17 protein-coding genes are annotated in these 17,403 nt (G+C 73.8%); 8 read left to right on the forward strand and 9 right to left on the reverse strand.

Annotated features, from left to right (window positions below; genetic code table 11):
- Window positions 1-41: 41 nt before the first annotated feature.
- Window positions 42-389 carry a hypothetical protein gene (locus ABZ914_RS28095; RefSeq protein WP_500196842.1) on the reverse strand — a complete coding sequence of 116 codons (348 nt, stop codon included), beginning with the start codon at window positions 387-389 and terminating at the stop codon, window positions 42-44.
- The gene (locus tag ABZ914_RS28100) at window positions 386-598 is read right to left on the reverse strand and encodes a hypothetical protein (protein WP_500196843.1); all 213 of its coding nucleotides are present in this window, start codon (window positions 596-598) and stop codon (window positions 386-388) included. The genes ABZ914_RS28095 and ABZ914_RS28100 overlap by 4 nt, the downstream gene beginning before the upstream one ends.
- A gap of 270 nt (window positions 599-868) precedes the next feature.
- Here ABZ914_RS28100 and ABZ914_RS28105 point away from each other — a divergent pair, with 270 nt between their 5' ends.
- Both ABZ914_RS28105 and ABZ914_RS28110 read left to right on the forward strand, forming a co-directional pair.
- Entirely contained in the window at window positions 869-2,182 is a 1,314-nt protein-coding gene (locus ABZ914_RS28105; protein ID WP_500196844.1) for an XRE family transcriptional regulator, read from the forward strand.
- A 111-nt stretch (window positions 2,183-2,293) separates the two neighbouring features.
- Entirely contained in the window at window positions 2,294-2,593 is a 300-nt protein-coding gene (locus ABZ914_RS28110) for a DUF6191 domain-containing protein (protein ID WP_500196845.1), read from the forward strand.
- A gap of 59 nt (window positions 2,594-2,652) precedes the next feature.
- On the opposite strand, the gene ABZ914_RS28115 is transcribed toward ABZ914_RS28110, so the two are convergent.
- Window positions 2,653-3,630, reverse strand: a complete 978-nt coding sequence (locus tag ABZ914_RS28115) for a helix-turn-helix transcriptional regulator (RefSeq protein ID WP_500196846.1) — start codon at window positions 3,628-3,630, stop codon at window positions 2,653-2,655.
- A 63-nt stretch (window positions 3,631-3,693) separates the two neighbouring features.
- Here ABZ914_RS28115 and ABZ914_RS28120 point away from each other — a divergent pair, with 63 nt between their 5' ends.
- From ABZ914_RS28120 to ABZ914_RS28130, 3 genes are all read left to right on the forward strand, one after another.
- Window positions 3,694-4,845, forward strand: a complete 1,152-nt coding sequence (locus ABZ914_RS28120) for an epoxide hydrolase family protein (protein WP_500196847.1) — start codon at window positions 3,694-3,696, stop codon at window positions 4,843-4,845.
- Between the two features lie 169 nt (window positions 4,846-5,014).
- Entirely contained in the window at window positions 5,015-5,359 is a 345-nt protein-coding gene (locus ABZ914_RS28125) for a YciI family protein (protein WP_500196855.1), read from the forward strand.
- The gene (locus tag ABZ914_RS28130; RefSeq protein ID WP_500196848.1) at window positions 5,356-6,606 is read left to right on the forward strand and encodes an RNA polymerase sigma factor; all 1,251 of its coding nucleotides are present in this window, start codon (window positions 5,356-5,358) and stop codon (window positions 6,604-6,606) included. The genes ABZ914_RS28125 and ABZ914_RS28130 overlap by 4 nt, the downstream gene beginning before the upstream one ends.
- A 2-nt stretch (window positions 6,607-6,608) precedes the next feature.
- Here ABZ914_RS28130 and ABZ914_RS28135 read toward each other — a convergent pair whose 3' ends face one another.
- From ABZ914_RS28135 to ABZ914_RS28145, 3 genes are all read right to left on the reverse strand, one after another.
- Entirely contained in the window at window positions 6,609-7,751 is a 1,143-nt protein-coding gene (locus ABZ914_RS28135; RefSeq protein ID WP_500196849.1) for a serine hydrolase domain-containing protein, read from the reverse strand.
- 107 nt (window positions 7,752-7,858) lie between these two features.
- The gene (locus ABZ914_RS28140) at window positions 7,859-8,338 is read right to left on the reverse strand and encodes a macro domain-containing protein (RefSeq protein ID WP_190851120.1); all 480 of its coding nucleotides are present in this window, start codon (window positions 8,336-8,338) and stop codon (window positions 7,859-7,861) included.
- A gap of 53 nt (window positions 8,339-8,391) precedes the next feature.
- Entirely contained in the window at window positions 8,392-9,105 is a 714-nt protein-coding gene (locus tag ABZ914_RS28145; protein WP_500196850.1) for a hypothetical protein, read from the reverse strand.
- A gap of 426 nt (window positions 9,106-9,531) precedes the next feature.
- On the opposite strand from ABZ914_RS28145, the gene ABZ914_RS28150 reads away from it, so the two are divergent.
- Both ABZ914_RS28150 and ABZ914_RS28155 read left to right on the forward strand, forming a co-directional pair.
- Window positions 9,532-10,719, forward strand: a complete 1,188-nt coding sequence (locus tag ABZ914_RS28150; RefSeq protein WP_433243365.1) for an ATP-binding protein — start codon at window positions 9,532-9,534, stop codon at window positions 10,717-10,719.
- Window positions 10,720-10,954: 235 nt separating this feature from the next.
- On the forward strand, window positions 10,955-11,395 hold the full coding sequence (locus tag ABZ914_RS28155) for a hypothetical protein (RefSeq protein ID WP_500196851.1): 441 nt from the start codon (window positions 10,955-10,957) through the stop codon (window positions 11,393-11,395).
- Between the two features lie 3 nt (window positions 11,396-11,398).
- Here the strand turns inward: ABZ914_RS28155 and ABZ914_RS28160 are convergent, their stop codons facing one another.
- The 3 genes from ABZ914_RS28160 to ABZ914_RS28170 all read right to left on the reverse strand — a co-directional run bounded on the left by ABZ914_RS28160 (window position 11,399) and on the right by ABZ914_RS28170 (window position 16,537).
- Entirely contained in the window at window positions 11,399-14,656 is a 3,258-nt protein-coding gene (locus ABZ914_RS28160; protein WP_500196852.1) for a S41 family peptidase, read from the reverse strand.
- Window positions 14,657-14,723: 67 nt separating this feature from the next.
- Entirely contained in the window at window positions 14,724-15,554 is an 831-nt protein-coding gene (locus ABZ914_RS28165; RefSeq protein ID WP_190851105.1) for a MauE/DoxX family redox-associated membrane protein, read from the reverse strand.
- Entirely contained in the window at window positions 15,548-16,537 is a 990-nt protein-coding gene (locus ABZ914_RS28170; RefSeq protein ID WP_500196853.1) for a hypothetical protein, read from the reverse strand. The genes ABZ914_RS28165 and ABZ914_RS28170 overlap by 7 nt, the downstream gene beginning before the upstream one ends.
- Window positions 16,538-16,820: 283 nt before the next feature.
- Between ABZ914_RS28170 and ABZ914_RS28175 the strand changes: the two genes are divergently transcribed.
- Window positions 16,821-17,309: a SigE family RNA polymerase sigma factor gene (locus ABZ914_RS28175; RefSeq protein ID WP_500196854.1), complete on the forward strand. Its 489-nt coding sequence runs from the start codon at window positions 16,821-16,823 to the stop codon at window positions 17,307-17,309.
- Window positions 17,310-17,403: the final 94 nt, after the last annotated feature.

Consider the following 17,403-nt stretch of genomic DNA (forward strand, 5'->3'; position numbering starts at 1 on the left):
GCCGGCTTGCGACACGCCGGCCTCCGTGGCGCCGCGCCGTACTAGAGGGCGAGCGCCCTGCGGAACCACCCGCGCCGTCGCGGACGCCTGCGCCGCGACTCGGCCCGGCCCACATGTCGACAAGCCGCCACGTCGGCCCGCCGGACCGGCCCAACGTCCGGCGCGGAGGACGGTGGACGCCGCCCCGCACCGATCTGGTGCAGCATCTGCGCGAGCGCCACCGGAGTCGCCGCCTCGACCAGCCGGTCACGTCCCCACTGGTCGCGCGCGAAGGCCCACCACCGTCCGGTGAACTCGCCCCACCACGCCGACGCACCCGGAAACCGCCGCGCCAGCTCCGCCGCCACCCGCTCGGGATCGATTTCGACGGCCGCCCACGGCGCCGTCACCGCCCGGCTCCGGCCAGGTAGCCGCGGATGACGACGGCCGCGTCGGTGACGCGGTCGGCGCGCGCGATCGGCTCGCCCCACGACGTCCAGAACCACGCGTTCCCGAAGTCCTCGGACCGCGCGCGGCAGGTGACGAGGTCGGACGCCCGCTTCACCTGATGTGCCGCAAGCGCCGCGAGCGGGTCGCCGGAGATCGTACGATTCGCCACAGCCAGGACCTCGTTTCCTGGTCAGGCCCCGGCCGGCGCCGCAATCGCCGCGCCGGGGCCGCCTCATATGCACGGGACGGGACATCTGCACGGGACGGGACGCGGCACCGGCCGCCAGGCCACCGCCCCGGCCGCCAAGCCCCGGCGCGCGTCCCGCTTCGTACAGTGAATCGCCGTCACACCACGTAACGACAGTGGAGAATGGCGGAGAAGCCCCGGAGAGGCCCCCCGTCTCCGGGTTCTCCGGTCAGAGTGCGAGGTGGCACGACGATGGCCAGCGAGCAGCCCCGCCCGTCATGGGCCGTCCGCATCCAGGCCGAACGCGAGGCCCGTGGATGGGGCAAGCACGAGATGGCCCGGCGTCTGATGCAGGCCGCCGGATTGCGCCAGGGCTCCGTCGCCAACCTCGCGCGCCAGATCCTCGACCACGAGAAGGGCAGGCATTTCCCGCGCGAATGGGCGCACGCCTACGCCGCCGCCTTCGGAATGGAGCCGGACGACCTGTTCCCGGCCCCGCGCACGGACGGTCATGATGCGGTCACGGCCGTCATGGGTACGGCCAAGGTGCCTGCCCTCGACCCTTGGGACGACGATGTGAAAAGGCGCGCCGCACTCCAGTTGATCGCAGCGATCGGCGCGGGAAGCGTCGTCCCGCCCGGCGTCATGGAAGAGCTGCTGTCCGGCATCGACCACGTCCTCGGCCGCACCGATGATGTTGAGGAGTGGGAGCGGGTCGTCCATGAATACGGCCATCGGATTTACCGGCAGCCTTTCGAGGCGATCGTCCCGGCCGTGACCGCGGACGTCGTCGCGGTGGGGGAACTCCTCAAGCAGGGCCGCCCGCCTCGTGAGCAGGCCGGGCTCCTGCGGGTGAGCGCCGGTCTCTCGGGTGTTCTGGCCGAGGCACTGGGCAACCTGGGCGAGGACCGCGCCGCGCGCCGGACGTGGCACACGGCGCGCCGAGCGGCCGACGCGTCGGGCGACCGCATGCTGCGCGTCTGGGTCCGTGGCAGGGCGGCGCAGTGGGCGGGATGGGCGAGCGGTTCGCACCATTCCGTCATGACCCTGGTCAAGGACACGGAGCAGATCGCCGGCGGATCACCGTCCTCCGGCCTCGCGCGGGCTTATGCTGCGGGCGCCTATATGGCCGCCTCTCACGGCGATAGGGCCACGGCGCACGACACTCTCGACATGCTGAAGCGCACATTCGAGCATCTGCCGCGCGGTGCCGGGGAGCAGACCATCCTCGACTTCCAGGAAAGCCAGCTCCATTGGAACGAGGCGTACGTCCACACCATCGTCGGTGACGGACGAGCGGGAGTGGCGGTCGACTACGCCGAAACGCTCTATCCGCCAACGGCCACGGCGCCCATCGTCAACCTGCGGCTCATGCGCGCGGTCGACCTGGTCAGGCGCGGCGAGGTGCGCGAGGGCACCGAGTCGGCCCTTGAGACGCTCCAGGGGCGGCCGCGTCCCGTCATGGCCACACGGCAACTGGCCGAACAGGTCCTCGACACTCTCTCGGGGCGTGCGCGGGAGCTTCCGGCGGCGCGTGACCTGCGCGAGCTCATCACCGCCGCCTGACCGCGGGCGGGGCGGCATGGCGTCCCGCGTCCGGTACGGCGATCCAGCGGTGGCTTGGCGCAACCGGTGGTGGGGGTTGGTCGTTGGTGGGGTGTGGCGCTCCTTGTGTTCTTGACGATTCCCGGGCTGGTCATCGCGCTGGTCGGGTTCGCCGTGCTCGACCGTGCGGGCCTGTGGGCGCACCGCAGGTTCCGGATGCCGTGGAGGAGGGACGAGGTGGGGCGGCCGGTGTCGGCGGTCGCCGTGGGTGAGCTGGACGCCTTCTTCCAAGGCACTCACCGCCACGCGCAGGAACAGCGCCGCACCTCGCTGATGCTGCGGGACGAGGAGCACGACGGGGCGCCTCCGCGCGGCCGCGTCGACCTCGACGCCGGGACCGCCGTCGTGCGGCGTCCGCCCGCGTCCGCCTGACCGTTGATGGGCGGCCCGAGGGTTCGCAGTTGAACGTGGACGGTCGGTGCGCCGGGTGTTCAGCGGGGATCCGGGGCCGATGCGGTGGCGGCTCGGTCTAGGCGGTCGCGGACTTCGGCCAGCACCGGGACCAGTTCCGGCGGCTCCAGGACTTCGAAGTCGAAGCCCTTCACCGCCACGTGCACCGCCAGCTCGTGCAGCGAGTTGGAGCCGGCGGTGAACAGGCAGGTGCTCGCGTCCACCGCCTCCAGCCGTCCGGCGCCGGGGGACGTGCGCGGCGCCACCTCCTCCAGCGGGGCGTGGAAGAGGACGCGGGCCTGGTAGGTGTACGGCGCCGAGGTGATGGCGTGCGAGACGTAGGCGGCCGTGCCGTCCTCGGGCGGCGTGCGCGGCGTGGAACGCGCGCCCGGTGGTCCGAGCGGCTCCTCGATCCGGTCGACCCGGAAGGTGCGCCAGTCGTCCTTGGCCACGTCCCATGCCACCAGGTACCAGCGGCGCGGGGTGTGCACCAGGCGGTGCGGCTCGACCTCGCGCGCGGTGACGCCGTCGCGGCCCCGGTAGCGCAGCCGGACCCGGCGGCGGTCGCGGCACGCGGCGGCGAGCGCGGCCAGCAGGTCGGCGCCGACCTCAGGATCGGCCTGTCCGGGGAGCGCCACGGTCGCGGCGCGGAACGCCTCCATCCGGTGCCGCAGCCGGGAGGGCAGGAGCTGCTGGAGCTTGGCCAGCGCCCGCACCGCCCCCTCCTCCAGGCCGGCGACGCCGCCCGTCGCGGCCATGCGCAGGCTGATCGCCACCGCCACGGCCTCCTCGTCGTCCAGCAGCAGCGGCGGCAGCGCGGCCCCCACACCGAGCCGGTACCCGCCGGCCGCACCCGGGGTGGCGTCCACCGGATAGCCCAGCTCGCGCAGCCGTTCGACGTCGCGCCGCACGGTGCGCAGGCCGACGCCCAGCCGGTCGGCGAGTTCGGCGCCGGTCCAGTCCCTGCGCGCCTGCAAAAGCGACAGCAGGCGCAGCAGCCGCGCCGAGGTTTCCAACATGGGCACCATTCTCGCCGCGATCGGTGCCAGAACCTGACACCAATGGTTCGTACCGTGACGGACATGACGAACCAGATCCAGCCCTACCGTGTCGAGATCCCCCAAGCCGACCTCGACGACCTGCGCGAGCGGCTGCGCCGCACCCGCTGGGCCCCCGAGGTGCCCGGCACCGGCTGGGAGCGCGGCGTGCCGACCGGCTACCTGCGCGAGCTCGCCGCCTACTGGGCCGACGGCTTCGACTGGCGCGCCCAGGAGGCGGCGATCAACGCGCACCCGCAGTTCACCGCCACCGTGGACGGCGCGCAGGTGCACTTCCTGCACGTGCGCTCCCCTGAGGCCGGCGCCACCCCGCTCCTGCTGCTGCACGGCTGGCCCGGCTCCGTCGTCGAGTTCCTCGACCTCATCGGCCCCCTCACCGACCCCGTCGCCCACGGCGGAACGGCCGCCGACGCCTTCCACCTGGTGATCCCGTCGCTGCCGGGCTACGGCTTCTCCGGCCCGCTGCCCGGCACCGGCTGGACGGACGGCCGCACCGCCGCGGCGCTGGCGGAGCTGATGGCGGAACTCGGCTACGACCGGTACGGCGTGCAGGGCGGCGACGTCGGCGCGTTCATCGCTCCGCTGATCGGACGCGCCGCGCCGGACGCCGTCATCGGCGTGCACGTCAACGGCCTGCTCACGTTCCCGGGCGGCGACGCGGAGGTCATGGGCTCGCTGAGCGAGGCCGAGCGCGGGCGGCTCGCCGGGATGAAGGAGTGGCAGGAGAAGCTGGGCGCGTACATGCAGGTCCAGGGCACGCGCCCGCAGACGATCGCGGCCGCGCTGCACGACTCGCCCGCCGGTCAGCTCGCCTGGATCGTGGAGAAGTTCAAGGACTGGACGGACCCCGCCGCCGAACTCCCCGAGGACGCCGTGGACCGCGACCGGATCCTCGCCGACGTGAGCATCTACTGGTTCACCGGCACCGCGGGCTCGGCCGCGCACACCTACTACGAGCGGTTCAACGATTTCACCATGTGGGCGCCGAAGGAGCGCGGGAAGGTGCCGACCGCGGTCGCGGTGTTCCCCACGGACTTCTCGGTCCGCCCCCTGGCCGACCAGGTGCACAACGTGGTGCGCTGGACGGAGTTCGAGCGGGGCGGCCACTTCGCGGCGCTGGAGGCCCCTGACCTGATGGTCGCCGACCTCCGGGCGTTCTTCCGGGACCTGGACTGACCGGACGGGCACTGTGCCCGCCTCGGCGTCGACGTGGATCGTCGGCGCCGTTGCGGTGCGGCCGTGACGACGTCCGGAAAAATCTCGGCCGGGTGTGTCGATTCCCGGGGTGGCGGTGCGTCATTACCGTGCAATCGTCCTGACGCATGAGGAGCGCGCGGTGAAGTACATGCTGCTGATCAACACGTGGTCGCCCGAGTCGACCGAGGAGCCGCCGGCCGGGGAGCCGACCGTCGAGGAGTTCATGGCGTACGAGAAGGCCGTCACCGACGCCGGGGTCAGGCTCGACGGCAACGCGCTGGACCTCGCGACCGCGACGACCGTGCACGTCCGGCCGAGCGGGGAGCGCGTCGTGACGGACGGGCCGTTCGCCGAGACCCGGGAGATGGTCGGCGGCTACTACCTGATCGACGTCCCCGACCTGGACGCGGCGCTCGACTGGGCGGCCCGCTGTCCCGGGGCGCGGTACGGGACGGTCGAGGTCCGCACGGTCTGGGAGTCGGACCGGTCGTGAGCGGAGTGCGGGCGGCCCGCTCCGTGGAGGCGGTGTTCCGCGAGGACCGGGGCCGGCTGCTCGCGCTGCTCGCCGCCCGGTTCGGCGATCTGGACCTCGCCGAGGAGGTCGTCTCCGACGCGGTGGAGACCGCGCTGGAGCGGTGGCCGGTCGACGGCGTGCCGGACAAGCCGCTCGCGTGGCTGCTGACGGTGGCCCGGCGCAAGGCGCTCGACCGGATCCGCCGCGACCGGGCGCACGCGGCGCGGCTCGCCGAGCTGCGGGTGGAGAGCGACCGGGCCGCCGCCGCGCCGGCGCGGCCCGGCTTCGACGACATCCCCGACGAGCGGCTGCGGCTGTTCTTCACCTGCTGCCATCCCGCGCTGCCGGAGGAGGCGCGGACGGCGCTGATGCTGCGGTTCCTCGCGGGTCTCACCACGCCCGAGGTGGCCCGCGCGTTCCTGGTGCCGACCGCGACGATGGCCCAGCGGATCGTGCGCGCCAAACGCAAGATCCGCGAGGCGCGCATCCCGTTCCGCGTGCCGGAGCCGGACGAGCTGCCGGACCGGCTGCCCGGCGTGCTCCGCGCGGTCTACCTCGTCTTCACCGAGGGCTACGCCGCCAGCTCCGGCGACGACCTGCTGCGCCCAGGGCTGGCCGACGAGGCCGTCCGGCTCGCGCGGATCCTGCACGCGCTGCTGCCCAGGGAGCGGGAGGTGACGGGGCTGCTCGCGCTGCTGCTCCTCACCGACGCGCGGCGCGCGGCGCGGGTCGACGCGGCGGGGAACCAGGTGCTGCTCGAAGACCAGGACCGCGCGCTGTGGGACGCCGGCCTCATCGCCGAGGGGCGGGAACTCGTCGTGGCGGCGCTGACCGGTCCCGGCGCCGGGCCGTACGCCGTGCAGGCGGCGATCGCGGCGCTGCACGACGAGGCGCCGGACTTCGACGCCACCGACTGGCCGCAGATCGCCGCGCTGTACGACGTGCTGCTGCGGATCGAGCCGTCCCCGCTCGTCGCGCTGAACCGGGCCGTGGCCGTCGCCATGCGCGACGGCCCGGAGCCGGGGCTCGTCCTGCTGGACGAGCTGACCGGCGCCGCGGAGCTGCGCCGCTACCCGCTGTTCCACGCGGCGCGCGCCGACCTGCTGCGGCGGCTCGGCCGCACCGGGGAGGCGGCCGCCGCCTACCGGGCCGCGCTGGCGCTCGCCGGCAACGAACCGGAGCGCGCCACGTTCCGGCGCAAGCTCGCCGGCCTCACCGGCGGCTGACCTCACGGGGCGTCGCAGAGCGCCGTCTGGACGGCGGTCTCCATGTCGGCGTCCTGCGCGTCGGAGCCGCCCGGGTCGAGGTTCACCATGATCGTCGCCTGCCTGCCGCCGGCGGTGGCGCCGGTGACCGTCTCGAATCCCAGCATGTCGCCGGTGTGGCCCCAGTAGAGGCCGCCGCAGGGCAGCGGCCTGCTCTCCAGGCCGAGGCCATAGGCGCGGCCGTCCGCGTTGCCGGTCGGACGGGTCCGCATCATCTCCCGCAGTTCGGCCGGGCGCAGGAGGCGGCCGTCGAGCAGGGCGCCCATGAACCGGCCGAGGTCGGACGCGCTGGAGACCATCCCGCCGCCCGGTCCCGCGACCGACGGGTTGAGCTCGGTGACGTCCATGAGCGGCGCGCCCTCGCCCGGCCGCACGTACCCGCGCGGATGCGGCTCGGGGAGCGCCGGGTCGTCGACGGGCGCGGACGTCGCGGTCAGGCCGAGCGGTTCGATGATGCGCCGGCGGATCTCGTCGCCGTACGGGTGGCCGGTCACGCTCTCGATGAGCAGGCCCGCCACCAGGTAGTTGGTGTTGGAGTACTTCCAGTCCCTACCGGGCTTGAACACGCGGCGGTGGGCGATCGCGACGTCCACCATCTCGCGGAGGTCGTGATGGGCGAGCGGGTCCTTGAGGATGTCCTGCGGGGTGACGTAGTCCAGGTAGTCGGGCAGGCCGCTGGTGTGCTGGAGCAGTTGCCGGACGGTGATGCGCCGCCCGTCGTTGCCGTGCCCGCGGATGACGCCGGGCAGGTAGCGCTCGACCGGCGCGTCCAGGGCGACGCGGTGCTCGCCCACCAGCTGGAGGACGACCGTCGCCACGAACGGCTTGGTCACGCTGCCGATCCGGAAGGCGCTGTCGCGGGGGACGGGCGTGCCGGTCCGCACGTCCCCGACACCGCTGGTCAGCACCGTGCGGCCGTTGCGGTCCCGGACTTCGAGGAGTGCCCCGGGCGCGCCGTCGTCCGTGGTCAGCCGCTGAAGGATCGCGGGCAGCTCGGAACGGTCGGCGGCCGCGGCGGACCGCGCGGGCACGCCCGTGCCCGCCAGCGCGCCGACCGCGAGGCCCGTGGCGAGTGCGCCGACCATGACACGCCTGTTCCGGATCACGTGGACTCCTTCTTGATCGTTGGAGCCCTCACGCTAGGAATCGCGGTGCCGGACGCGCCTCACCCGCGAGAGCCAACGTCCGCGTGGCCCCGGAGGCGGAGGCGCGGTCAGTCCGCGTCGTAGACCGTGACCTCGACGCCGCGGCCGGTGAGCTCGGCGGTGATGAGCGGTTCGACGCGGTCCCAGCGTCCGCCGGCGAGGCCGCAGCCGATCCGGGGCATGTGGACGGACGCGCCGAGATCGGCGGCCTCCGCGGCGAGCCGGCGCAGGCACGCGCGCACCGCCTCGTAGCGGATCGGCGGGCCGGCGCTGCGGCTCGTCCTGATGCCGTGCTGGCCGACCATGTTCGCGACCCAGGTGTCGGGCTTGACCTGGACGATCTGGACGGCGCCGAGCGCGAAGTCGTTGCGCGCGCGCTCGCGGTGCCAGCGCCGGTAGGCGGCCTCCGGCTCGGGCCAGCGCCGCGAGACCGCCTCCACGAAGCCCCGGCCCCAGCCGCCGCGGTCGTTGCAGATGTGCGCGATGACCTTCGGGCCCTTGGCCTGCGGCGAGGTCGCGTCGCCCTTGAGGTACCGGATGCCCGCCATGATCGCGACGTTATCGCCGCCCACCGACGAACGGCCGGGCCGGTTCGTCGCCGCTAGCCGCGGGCGGTGGGGGCGGTCAGCATGCGGGCGACGGCGATGAGCGCGTCCGCCCGCGGTTCGAGGGTCTCCGCGGACGGCGGGGTGGAGTAGGAGGAGATCAGGACGCGGGCCGAGACCTGCCAGGCCGGGACGTCGCCGGCCAGCATCGCCGCGCGGAGCTCGGGCGACAGCAGCCGCACCGCCTGCTGCTCGCCGAGGCCGCGGACCAGGAACTTCTTGTCGAAGGCCGGGTCGCCGGTGCCGGCGCCCCGGACCGGCATGAAGAAGCCACCGAGCGCGGTCCGCCCGACGACCTCGACGTCCTGGAAGCCGGGGCCGAGCGGGAGGAAGTAGCGGGTCAGGTCGTGGGTCTTCGTCGAGCGGCTGTCGCCGGTGCCGCTGGTCTCGATCCAGTGGTGCCAGACGAGCCACAGGGGGTACTCCCGCTCGGCCGCGAACGCCAGCTTCGTCCGCCTCGACCGCGCGGCCGAGGCGACCGGGCCGGGCACCGGCTGGTCCGCGGTGAGCGGCCACCAGCCGCACGCGGCCGCGTGCGCGCGGAACCTCTTCGCCCGCCGCCGGTCGCGCACGGCCGACCACACGATGACCACCCCGGTCAGGATCCCGAGGGCGATGAACAGGCCGTTGGAGTGGGTGAGGTCGTGGAGACCGAGGGAGGACGGGGCCGCGAGCCCGAGGCGATGGGATGCGCTGGATCCGGCGAACATGCCCGGTTCGACGGGACGGCCCGGCGGCGGGTTCGGCGGGGGCGTGGCCGGTTGCGGAAGCCGCCCGCGAAGGAGTTGGCGGGTTCGGGTGACGGGGTGGGGGGCGTGCGCTACTGTGTTCGAATAGTCGAACAGAAGTTCGACTTGTTCGGACCCGCTCGCCCGGGAGGCGACATGGTGGCGACGGCGGCCCCACCTCTCAACGGCACCGCACACGTCAACGGCCCAGCGCACGTCAACGGCCCGACGCACGCGAACGGCCCTGCGCACGTCAGCGGCCCCGCGCATTCGCGCGGCGGTGCCCGCCATGCGGACGCCCCCGCCCGGCACCCCCGGCGCCATGAACCCGCGACACGCCGCAGCGGTTTCTACCCAAATCTACGGCCGCAGCTATATCGCCTCATAGAGTCCGAGAGCGTGGACCCCGTGCGCAATCCCTATGCCCCTGGCGCCGGGCAGCGCCCTCCCGAGCTGGCCGGCCGCGACCGTGAGCTCAGGCAGTTCGAGGTCGTGCTGGAACGGGTGGCCCGGGGCCGCCCCGAGCGCAGCATGATCATCACCGGGCTGCGCGGCGTCGGCAAGACCGTGCTGCTCAACGCGTTCCGCTCGATGGCGATCCAGAAACTCTGGGGGACCGGCAAGATCGAGGCCCGGCCCGACCAGTCGATCCGGCGGCCGGTCGCGTCCGCGCTGCACATGGCGGTGCGGGAGCTCGCGCCCCGGCACCGCGCCCCCGACCGGATCGAGGCGTTCCTCGGCGTGCTGAAGGCGTTCGCGCAGGCCGGCCCGGAGCCGACCGGCACCAAGGCGAAGGCGCGGGCGCACCGCTGGCAGCCGGGGATCGACGTGCCCGCCTCGCGCGGCCGCGCCGACTCCGGCGACCTGGAGATCGACCTCACCGAGCTGTTCGTGGACGCCGCGTCCGTCGCCACGGACGTCGGCGCCGGCATCGCGCTGTTCGTGGACGAGATGCAGGACGTCCCCGCCGACGACGTGTCCGCGCTGTGCGCGGCGTGCCACGAGCTGTCGCAGATCGGCGGGCCGCTGATCGTGGTCGGCGCGGGCCTGCCGCACCTGCCGGCCGTCCTGTCGGCGAGCAAGTCCTACTCCGAGCGGCTGTTCCGGTACGCGCGCATCGACCGGCTCGACCGCGAGTCCGCCGACGTCGCGCTGCTCGCGCCCGCCGAGCGGGAGGAGGTCACCTTCACCAAGGACGCCCTCGACGCGCTGTACGGCGCCGCCGACGGCTACCCGTACTTCGTGCAGGCGTACGCGAAGGTCGTCTGGGACGTCGCGCCCGACACCCCGATCACCGCCGAGGACATCCGGGTCGCCGCGCCGGAGGCGGAGAGCGAGCTGGCGGTCGGCTTCTTCGGGAGCCGCTACGAGCGCGCGACGCCCGCCGAGCGGGACTACATGCGCGCGATGGCGATGCTCGGCGACGATCCGGTGCCGACGGCGGCGGTCGCCGACGAGCTGGGCCGCAAGCCGTCCAGCCTGTCGCCCGCCCGCGACGGCCTGATCAAGAAGGGCCTGATCTACAGCGCCGAGCGCGGCATGGTCGCGTTCACGGTCCCGCACTTCGGCAAGTTCCTCCGCTCCCAGCCCGCCTAGCTCAGACCTCTCTACGGGTTTCTAGCCGTGACGCTAGAAGCCGTTATAAGGCTGCATCGGTTCGTGCCGTCCGATGTCTATTCGGCTTTCTAGCATGCGTGCTAGAAAGCCGTAGATTCTCCTGCCCTGCCTTCCGAGGATTCTCTAAGGCTTTCTAGCCGTGCTCCTAGGTATCCCTATAAAGATGCAGAGGGTGTTGTCCGGCATCACGGTTGTTACGCGGAGTTATCTGGGTATGGGCGTCGATGTGCCGGACCAGGCGCGAAAAGCCGATGTCGGGGGGATCACGATGGGCGAGCAGCACCGCTACCGGGGCCAGGACCCGGACGACCTGTACTCGACGCGCGAGGAGGACGCGTACGCGAGCGGCGACGAGATGAGCTCGTCGATGGGGTCCTCGGAGTCGCGGGGCGCCGACGAGCCGTCGATGCGGCAGGAGCAGGGCGGCCAGGGCCGCGGCCCCGGCCCGCGCGGCTACCAGGACGAGCCGGGCTTCGAGGGCGGCGACCAGGGGTTCTACGACGAGGACGACCAGTACTCGTCCGACATGGGCGGCATGCACGACCAGGGCATCGCGAGCCACCGCCCGCGCCGCCAGGACGACGAGGACGAGCTGTACGGCAACCAGCTCGACGACATGCGCGACCGCGACGACGAGACCGGCGAGAACTGGTGACGCTCAGGCGCCCCCCGCCTTGAACACCGGGCGGGTGGACGGGTCGGGCGTGTGCGGCGGGAACCGGTCGAGCAGGCCGAGCGCCTCGTCGATCGCGCGGACGAGCTGGGCGTCGGTGCCGTTCGCGTGGTCCTGTGGCGTTATGTCGACATCGATGTCGGGGTCCGTCCCGTAGTTCTCGACGCGCCAGCCGACGTCGTCGAACGTGAACGAGAACTCGGGCTGGGTGGTCACCGTGCCGTCGGCGAGGCGGTGCCGGGGCCGGATGCCGACGACGCCGCCCCACGTCCGGCGGCCGATGAGCGGGCCGAGGCCGAGCAGCTTGAACGCGTGGCTGAAGATGTCGCCGTCCGAGCCGGTCCGCTCGTTGGTGATCGCGACCATCGGCCCGCGCGGCGACTCGCGCGGGTACGGCATCGGGACGCCCCAGCGCGGGAAGTTGTAGCCGATCCGGCGGCGCGCGAGCTTCTGCAGCAGCAGCCCGGACACGTTGCCGCCGCCGTTGAACCGCACGTCGACGATCAGCGCCTCGCGGTCGTACTCGGCGAGGAAGCCGCGGTGGAACTCGGCGTACCCGTCCGGGCCCATGTCGGGGACGTGCAGGTAGCCGGCGCGGCCGCCGGTCCGCTCGTGGACGAGCGCGCGGTTCGCGGCGACCCAGTCGCGGTACCGGCCGGGGCGCTCGTCGGCGAGGGTCCGGACGGCGACGGTGAACGGTGCCGCCTCGCCGCGCCGGATCGTCAGCAGCACCTCCTCGCCCGCGAGGTTGACCAGCCGCTCGCCGGGGACGACGCCGCCCGGCGCGACGGGCTCGCCGTTGATCGCGACGACCGCGTCACCGGGCCGGACGTCGATGCCGGGCCGGTTCAGCGGGGACGTGGCGGCCGGGTCCCACGGGTCGCCCTCGATGATGTGCGCGAGCACGAACCGGCCGTCCCGGATCGCCCAGTCGACGCCGAGGAAGCCCTGGGCGTAGACGGGGCGGCTGCGGTACTCGCCGCCGATCTCGTAGGCGTGGGACGTGCCGAGCTCGCCCTGCATCTCCCACAGCAGGTCGGAGAACTCCCCACGAGTTGTCACTTTGTCGACAAGAGGGAGGTAGCGGCGGTACACGGCGTCCCAGTCGATGCCCGCCATGTCCTCGTCCCAGAAATGCTCGCGTTGCAGCACCCACGTCTCCCGGAGCATCTGCCGCCACTCGGTCGCCGGGGACACCGACACCTTGACCCGGTCCAGGTCGATCCAGCCGCTGCGGCGGCCCGGCCGGTCGTCCTGCGGCTGCTCGCGGCCCGCCGCGACCAGCCGCAGCCGCGACCGCGACCGGTAGAGGAGCGTGGCGCCGTCGCGGGCGAGCCAGAAGTCGCCGACGTCGCGCAGCAGGGTCCGCGCCTGCCGCGCCGCGAAGTCGAACGCGTCGACGCGGCCGAGCGCCGGGTCGTCGCCGCGCCCGCCCTTCACCGGGAACACCGAGTACAGCGCCTGGCCCCTGATCCCCGCGATCCGCCCGTAGCGGCCCTCCGCGACCGGGAACGCGATGACCCGCCGCTCGATCCCGTCGAAGTCGATCGGCAGCCGCGCCGCCGCCGCGACGCTCGCGCCGAGGCCGGGACCGGTGACGTCCCGCGCGTCCGACCCCTCCGCGAGGCTCGCCTCGCCGGGCGCGGGCGCGGGTGCGGCTTTGCCGCCCACCGGACGCGGCGCGGCCGTGAACGGCGACGGCACGTCCTTGCGCAGGGTGACCGCGTACGGGCGGGCGCCGAGCGGGAAGCCCCGGTCGAACTGGAGCGTGTCGGACACCGGGTCGAACACGCGCTGCCCGATGAAGTACAGGTAGCGGCCCTCCGGGTCCCAGGCCGGGGCGCGGTCGTGCAGGACGGGTCGGGTGACCGGCGCGACCAGGCCCGTCTCGGCGTTGCACACCTTGATCGCGGTGGTCTGCGCGGACGTCGGGCAGGCGTAGGCGAGCCACTCGCCGCCGGGCGACCAGGCCAGGCCGCTGATCGCGCCGTACGGGCTGACGTCCAGCGGCACCGGCTCCAGCGGCCCGTCCCCCGCCGGTTCGAGCAGGTACAGCTCGTTGCGGTGGTTGGTGAACGCGAACCGGTCCGCGGCCGGCGACGGCGCCAGCTCCAGCACCCGGCCGACGTCCCCGGACGTCTCGGCGTGCGCCGCGTCCCGGGCGCCGGACGCCGTGAGCACCACGAGGCGCTCCCGCCCGTCCTCGCCGGACGCCGCCGCGATCAGCCGCCGGTCGTCGTTGAACCAGGTCAGCAGCCGGTACCGGACGCCGTCCTGCCGCCCGTGCTGGCGGACCGGCCCCTCCCAGGCCGCGAACGAGTACGCCTTGCCGCGGGTGGTGACCGCCAGGCCGTCGCCCGCGGAGTTCACCGTGACCGTGTCGAGGTACTCGGCGGCGGGCACGAACCGCCGGTTCCGCTGCGTGCGGGAGCTGCCGAGCCGCACGTCGATCCGGTGCGGGCCGCCGCCGTCGTCCGGGTCGAGGACGTACAGGTCGGCGGCGGCGTGGTAGACCAGCCGGCGGCCGTCGTCGCTGAGGTTGCGCGCGTAGTAGTCCTCGTGATGGGTGTGCCTGCGCAGGTCACCGCCGTCGGGCAGGCACGAGTAGACGTTGCCGACGCCCTCGTGGTCGGAGAGGAAGTAGATCCGTCCGCCGACCTGGCAGGGCGCCGCGAGGTTGCCGTCGAGCTCGATCAACCGCCGGAAGCCGCCGGTCCCGCCGGGGGCGATCCACAGGTCGCCGGCGGTCCCGCCCCGGTACCGCTTCCACCTGGCCGGGTCGGCGGTGTTGCGGCCGATGACGACCGCGCCGCCCGGCCCGTAGGTGGCGCTGCTCGCCGGCCCGTACGGAAGCTCGGCGGGAACGCCGCTGCCGGACGGGTCGATCGCGTACAGCCACTGGTGGTCGCGGAACGGGCGCCGGACGTCGCTGGCGTAGACGATGCGTCCGTCCGGGTCCCAGCCGGTGATCGTGCAGGACGTCCCGTGGAACGTCAGCCGCCGCGCCGCGCCGCCCGCCGCCGGCATCGCGTACACCTCGGCGGGGCCCTCCTCCCGCCCGACGAACGCCAGCAGCCGCCCGTCCCGGGACAGGCGCGGATAGGCGGCCGCCGCGACCCCGGCCGTCAGCCGGTAGGCCCGGCCGCCGGACGCGGGCACCGTCCACAGGTCGTCCTCGCACACGAAGACGACGTCGTCCCCGCGGATCGACGGGAACCGCAGGTAGCCGCCGTTTCCCCCCACGCGCGGTCAGTGCCCGCTCTCCCCGCGAGGAATCTCTACGGCCGTCTTGGACGCGTCCAATACGCCGTTAGACGGCGGTCGCGACCGGCGCCGGGACGAGCGCCGCCCGGACGGTCCGGCTCCGCTCCGCCGTCGACACCGCGAACACGACCTCCAGGTCGCGCCCGTCCGCGCGGGCCGGGAACACCACGAACCGCCAGCAGCCCTCGCGCCACACGTCCAGCGGCACGGCGCTCGCCACCACGTTCTCGTGCTCCGCCCACGCGGCGCTGTCATAGAGCGCCGCGTACGTCTCCGCGATAGGGCTGCGGCGCCGCTCGCACGGCGTCTCCGGACGTCCGAGCCCGCGCGCGCGGGACCGCCTGTCCAGCAGCTCCGGCAACTCGGGGGACAGCGCGGCGAACAGCGCCAGCTCCAGGACCAGCACCGGCCCGACCTGCGTGTGCTCGTCCCGCAGCACGTCCAGGCCCGCCATGGGCGCGCCCAGCGACGCTATGCCCGCGCCGGTGAACAGCAGCGCGCGCGCCACGCTGCGGCGGCCGACCCGCTTGGCGCTGAGGCCGCCGAAGCAGCCGCAGCCCGCGTCCGGCCGCCGCACGCGCAGCTCCCCCACCACCCAGGTCGCCGCCGCGAACGCCAGCGTCGTCGCCAGCCGCACCGAGAACTGGGAGGTCACCAGCAGCGCCAGCCCGAGCACGCCCTCGCCGAGGCCGAGCCCGAGGTTCAGCCCGCGGCTGCGGCGCAGCGCCGTCAGCCCCGCGAGCCCGGCGGGGACCGGCACCCCGTGCACGTGGTCCGGCGCGTCCGCCGCCCGCTCGCGGATCGTCAGCTTCGCCAGGCAGGCGACCAGCAGCACCATCGCCAGCAGCAGCACCTGCGTGTTCTGGAACGTCACCATGACGAGCCCTCCTCCGCGGCGCCGCCGAAACCGATGGCCGGGACGTCCGGCCGCGCGAGCACGTTGAAGCACCCTGCCTCCAGGTCGCCGCCGAGCCCCACGAACGTCTCCGGGGTCAGCTCCACGATCCGGCCCCGGGGCGACGCCCCGCACTCCACGCACCGGTCGCAGAACCGGGCCGCCGCGCAGCCGCACTCCACCACCGGCACGCGCCCGGCCCGCCCGCTGCACTCGTTGTGCACCGTGATCTCGCTGCCGATCGACAGGTACGGGAACGCGACGCAGCCCGACGGGGCGTCCGCGCACCCGCCGCCGTCCGCCTCCGGATCGACCGCCGGGTACGCCGCGCCGCGCGGCACCGGCGGGCCCGCGAACCAGGTCGCCGTGCCGCGCAGCACCGCCGGTGCGGGCTCCGCCGCCTCCGGGCCCGCCAGGTCGTCGGCCCGGTAGCCCGGCTGCGACGTGCCCGGACGCACCGCCTGCGGCCCGCCGGGGGAGCGCACGCAGATCACGTCGACCAGGTAGCCGGGCTCCAGGCGCGGGTGCCGGACCAGTACCTGCTGGAGGGCGTGCGGGGGGATCGCCACATGGGCGCGCCCGCGATGGGGGCCCATGTCCACCTCCCAGGCGTCCCGCCCGCACGCCAGCAGGGTGCCGGCGATCCGGTCGGCGTCGACCCAGATCCGGTCGATGCCCGGCCCGCCGGATTTCGGCCGGACGACGGCCTCGCGCCCCGGGCGCAGCGCGGCGAGGCCCCCGCGCCCGCCGTGCCACACCGTCGTGTCCCCGCTCATCGCCAGCCGCAGCTCGGCGCCGTCCGCGTCCAGCACCAGCAGGTGCGGGCTCGCGTCCAGGATCGTCCCGGACAGCGCGCCGAGCGGGCTCGCCGCGTTCTCCGGGAGCCCGCCGGCCTCGGGCGACGCGCCGAGCACGGCCTCGCGGAGACGGCGGCGCCTGGCTCCACGGCGGTGGGGTAGCGGCATGGCGGCACTCCGGCTCGAACTTCACGGGGGGTGACGTCTGTTAGGACGGCCAGTCAAGAGTCACGCGCCGTGCACGCGCTGTCGACGGATTTGTCGCGATAAGTCGAGGGAGGGGAGATGTTCCATGCACCTCGGATGAGGATTATTAACTGGTTGACCCGGATATGTACTTTAAGTAGGACCGGAATTACGATCAACCTGAGATCGTCAACTGTACCGGGAACCGGCGCGGTCAAGATCCACAAGCCGCGCCGACTCCACGACCCCTGGTTCGGTGGTGACGGTGAACAGCACGCGGCACGAGGAGTTCCGCGCCTACGTGGCGGACCGCGGCCCCGCCCTGCTGCGCGCCGCCATGCGCCTGACCAGCGACCGAGCCGAGGCCGAGGACCTCCTGCAGGCCGCGCTCGCCAAGACCTACCTCGCCTGGGACCGCATCCAGGACCGGGCCGCCGTCGACGGCTACGTCCGGCGCGCCATGGCCAACACCCAGATCTCGTGGTGGCGCCGGAAAAAACTGGATATTTACCCCACGGATCAGGTTCCGGACCGTCCGGTGGACGATCACACCCGGCGCGCCGAAATGCGCGACGCCCTCGGCCGCGCGCTCGGCCGCCTCCCCGAGCGGCAGCGCCTCGCGGTCATGCTCCGCTATTACGAGGACATGTCCGAAGCGGAGGTCGCCGACGTCCTCGGCGTCAGCGTCGGCACCGTCAAGAGCACCGTCTCCCGCGCCATGGCCCGCCTCCGCGACGACGACGGACTGTATTAGCCCAGGGGGGCGACCCCCTGGAACCCCCGTCACGGGCGGGCGGGGGGGGGGGGGGCGGCGCCGGGGGGCGCGCCCGGCCCCCCCCCCCCCCGCG

Origin of the sequence: Spirillospora sp. NPDC046719 (genome assembly GCF_040645715.1) — a bacterium.
Classification (GTDB): Bacteria; Actinomycetota; Actinomycetes; order Streptosporangiales; family Streptosporangiaceae; genus Spirillospora.

Excerpts from the sequence above, each read along its gene's own strand:
- ABZ914_RS28155 (WP_500196851.1), top strand. The coding sequence starts at position 10,955 with ATGGGCGTCGATGTGCCGGACCAGGCGCGAAAAGCCGATGTCGGGGGG.
- ABZ914_RS28140 (WP_190851120.1), bottom strand. The coding sequence starts at position 8,338 with ATGGCGGGCATCCGGTACCTCAAGGGCGACGCGACCTCGCCGCAGGCC.
- ABZ914_RS28170 (WP_500196853.1), bottom strand. The coding sequence starts at position 16,537 with ATGCCGCTACCCCACCGCCGTGGAGCCAGGCGCCGCCGTCTCCGCGAG.
- ABZ914_RS28120 (WP_500196847.1), top strand. The coding sequence starts at position 3,694 with ATGACGAACCAGATCCAGCCCTACCGTGTCGAGATCCCCCAAGCCGAC.
- ABZ914_RS28165 (WP_190851105.1), bottom strand. The coding sequence starts at position 15,554 with ATGGTGACGTTCCAGAACACGCAGGTGCTGCTGCTGGCGATGGTGCTG.
- ABZ914_RS28145 (WP_500196850.1), bottom strand. The coding sequence starts at position 9,105 with ATGTTCGCCGGATCCAGCGCATCCCATCGCCTCGGGCTCGCGGCCCCG.
- ABZ914_RS28105 (WP_500196844.1), top strand. The coding sequence starts at position 869 with ATGGCCAGCGAGCAGCCCCGCCCGTCATGGGCCGTCCGCATCCAGGCC.
- ABZ914_RS28125 (WP_500196855.1), top strand. The coding sequence starts at position 5,015 with ATGCTGCTGATCAACACGTGGTCGCCCGAGTCGACCGAGGAGCCGCCG.
- ABZ914_RS28115 (WP_500196846.1), bottom strand. The coding sequence starts at position 3,630 with ATGTTGGAAACCTCGGCGCGGCTGCTGCGCCTGCTGTCGCTTTTGCAG.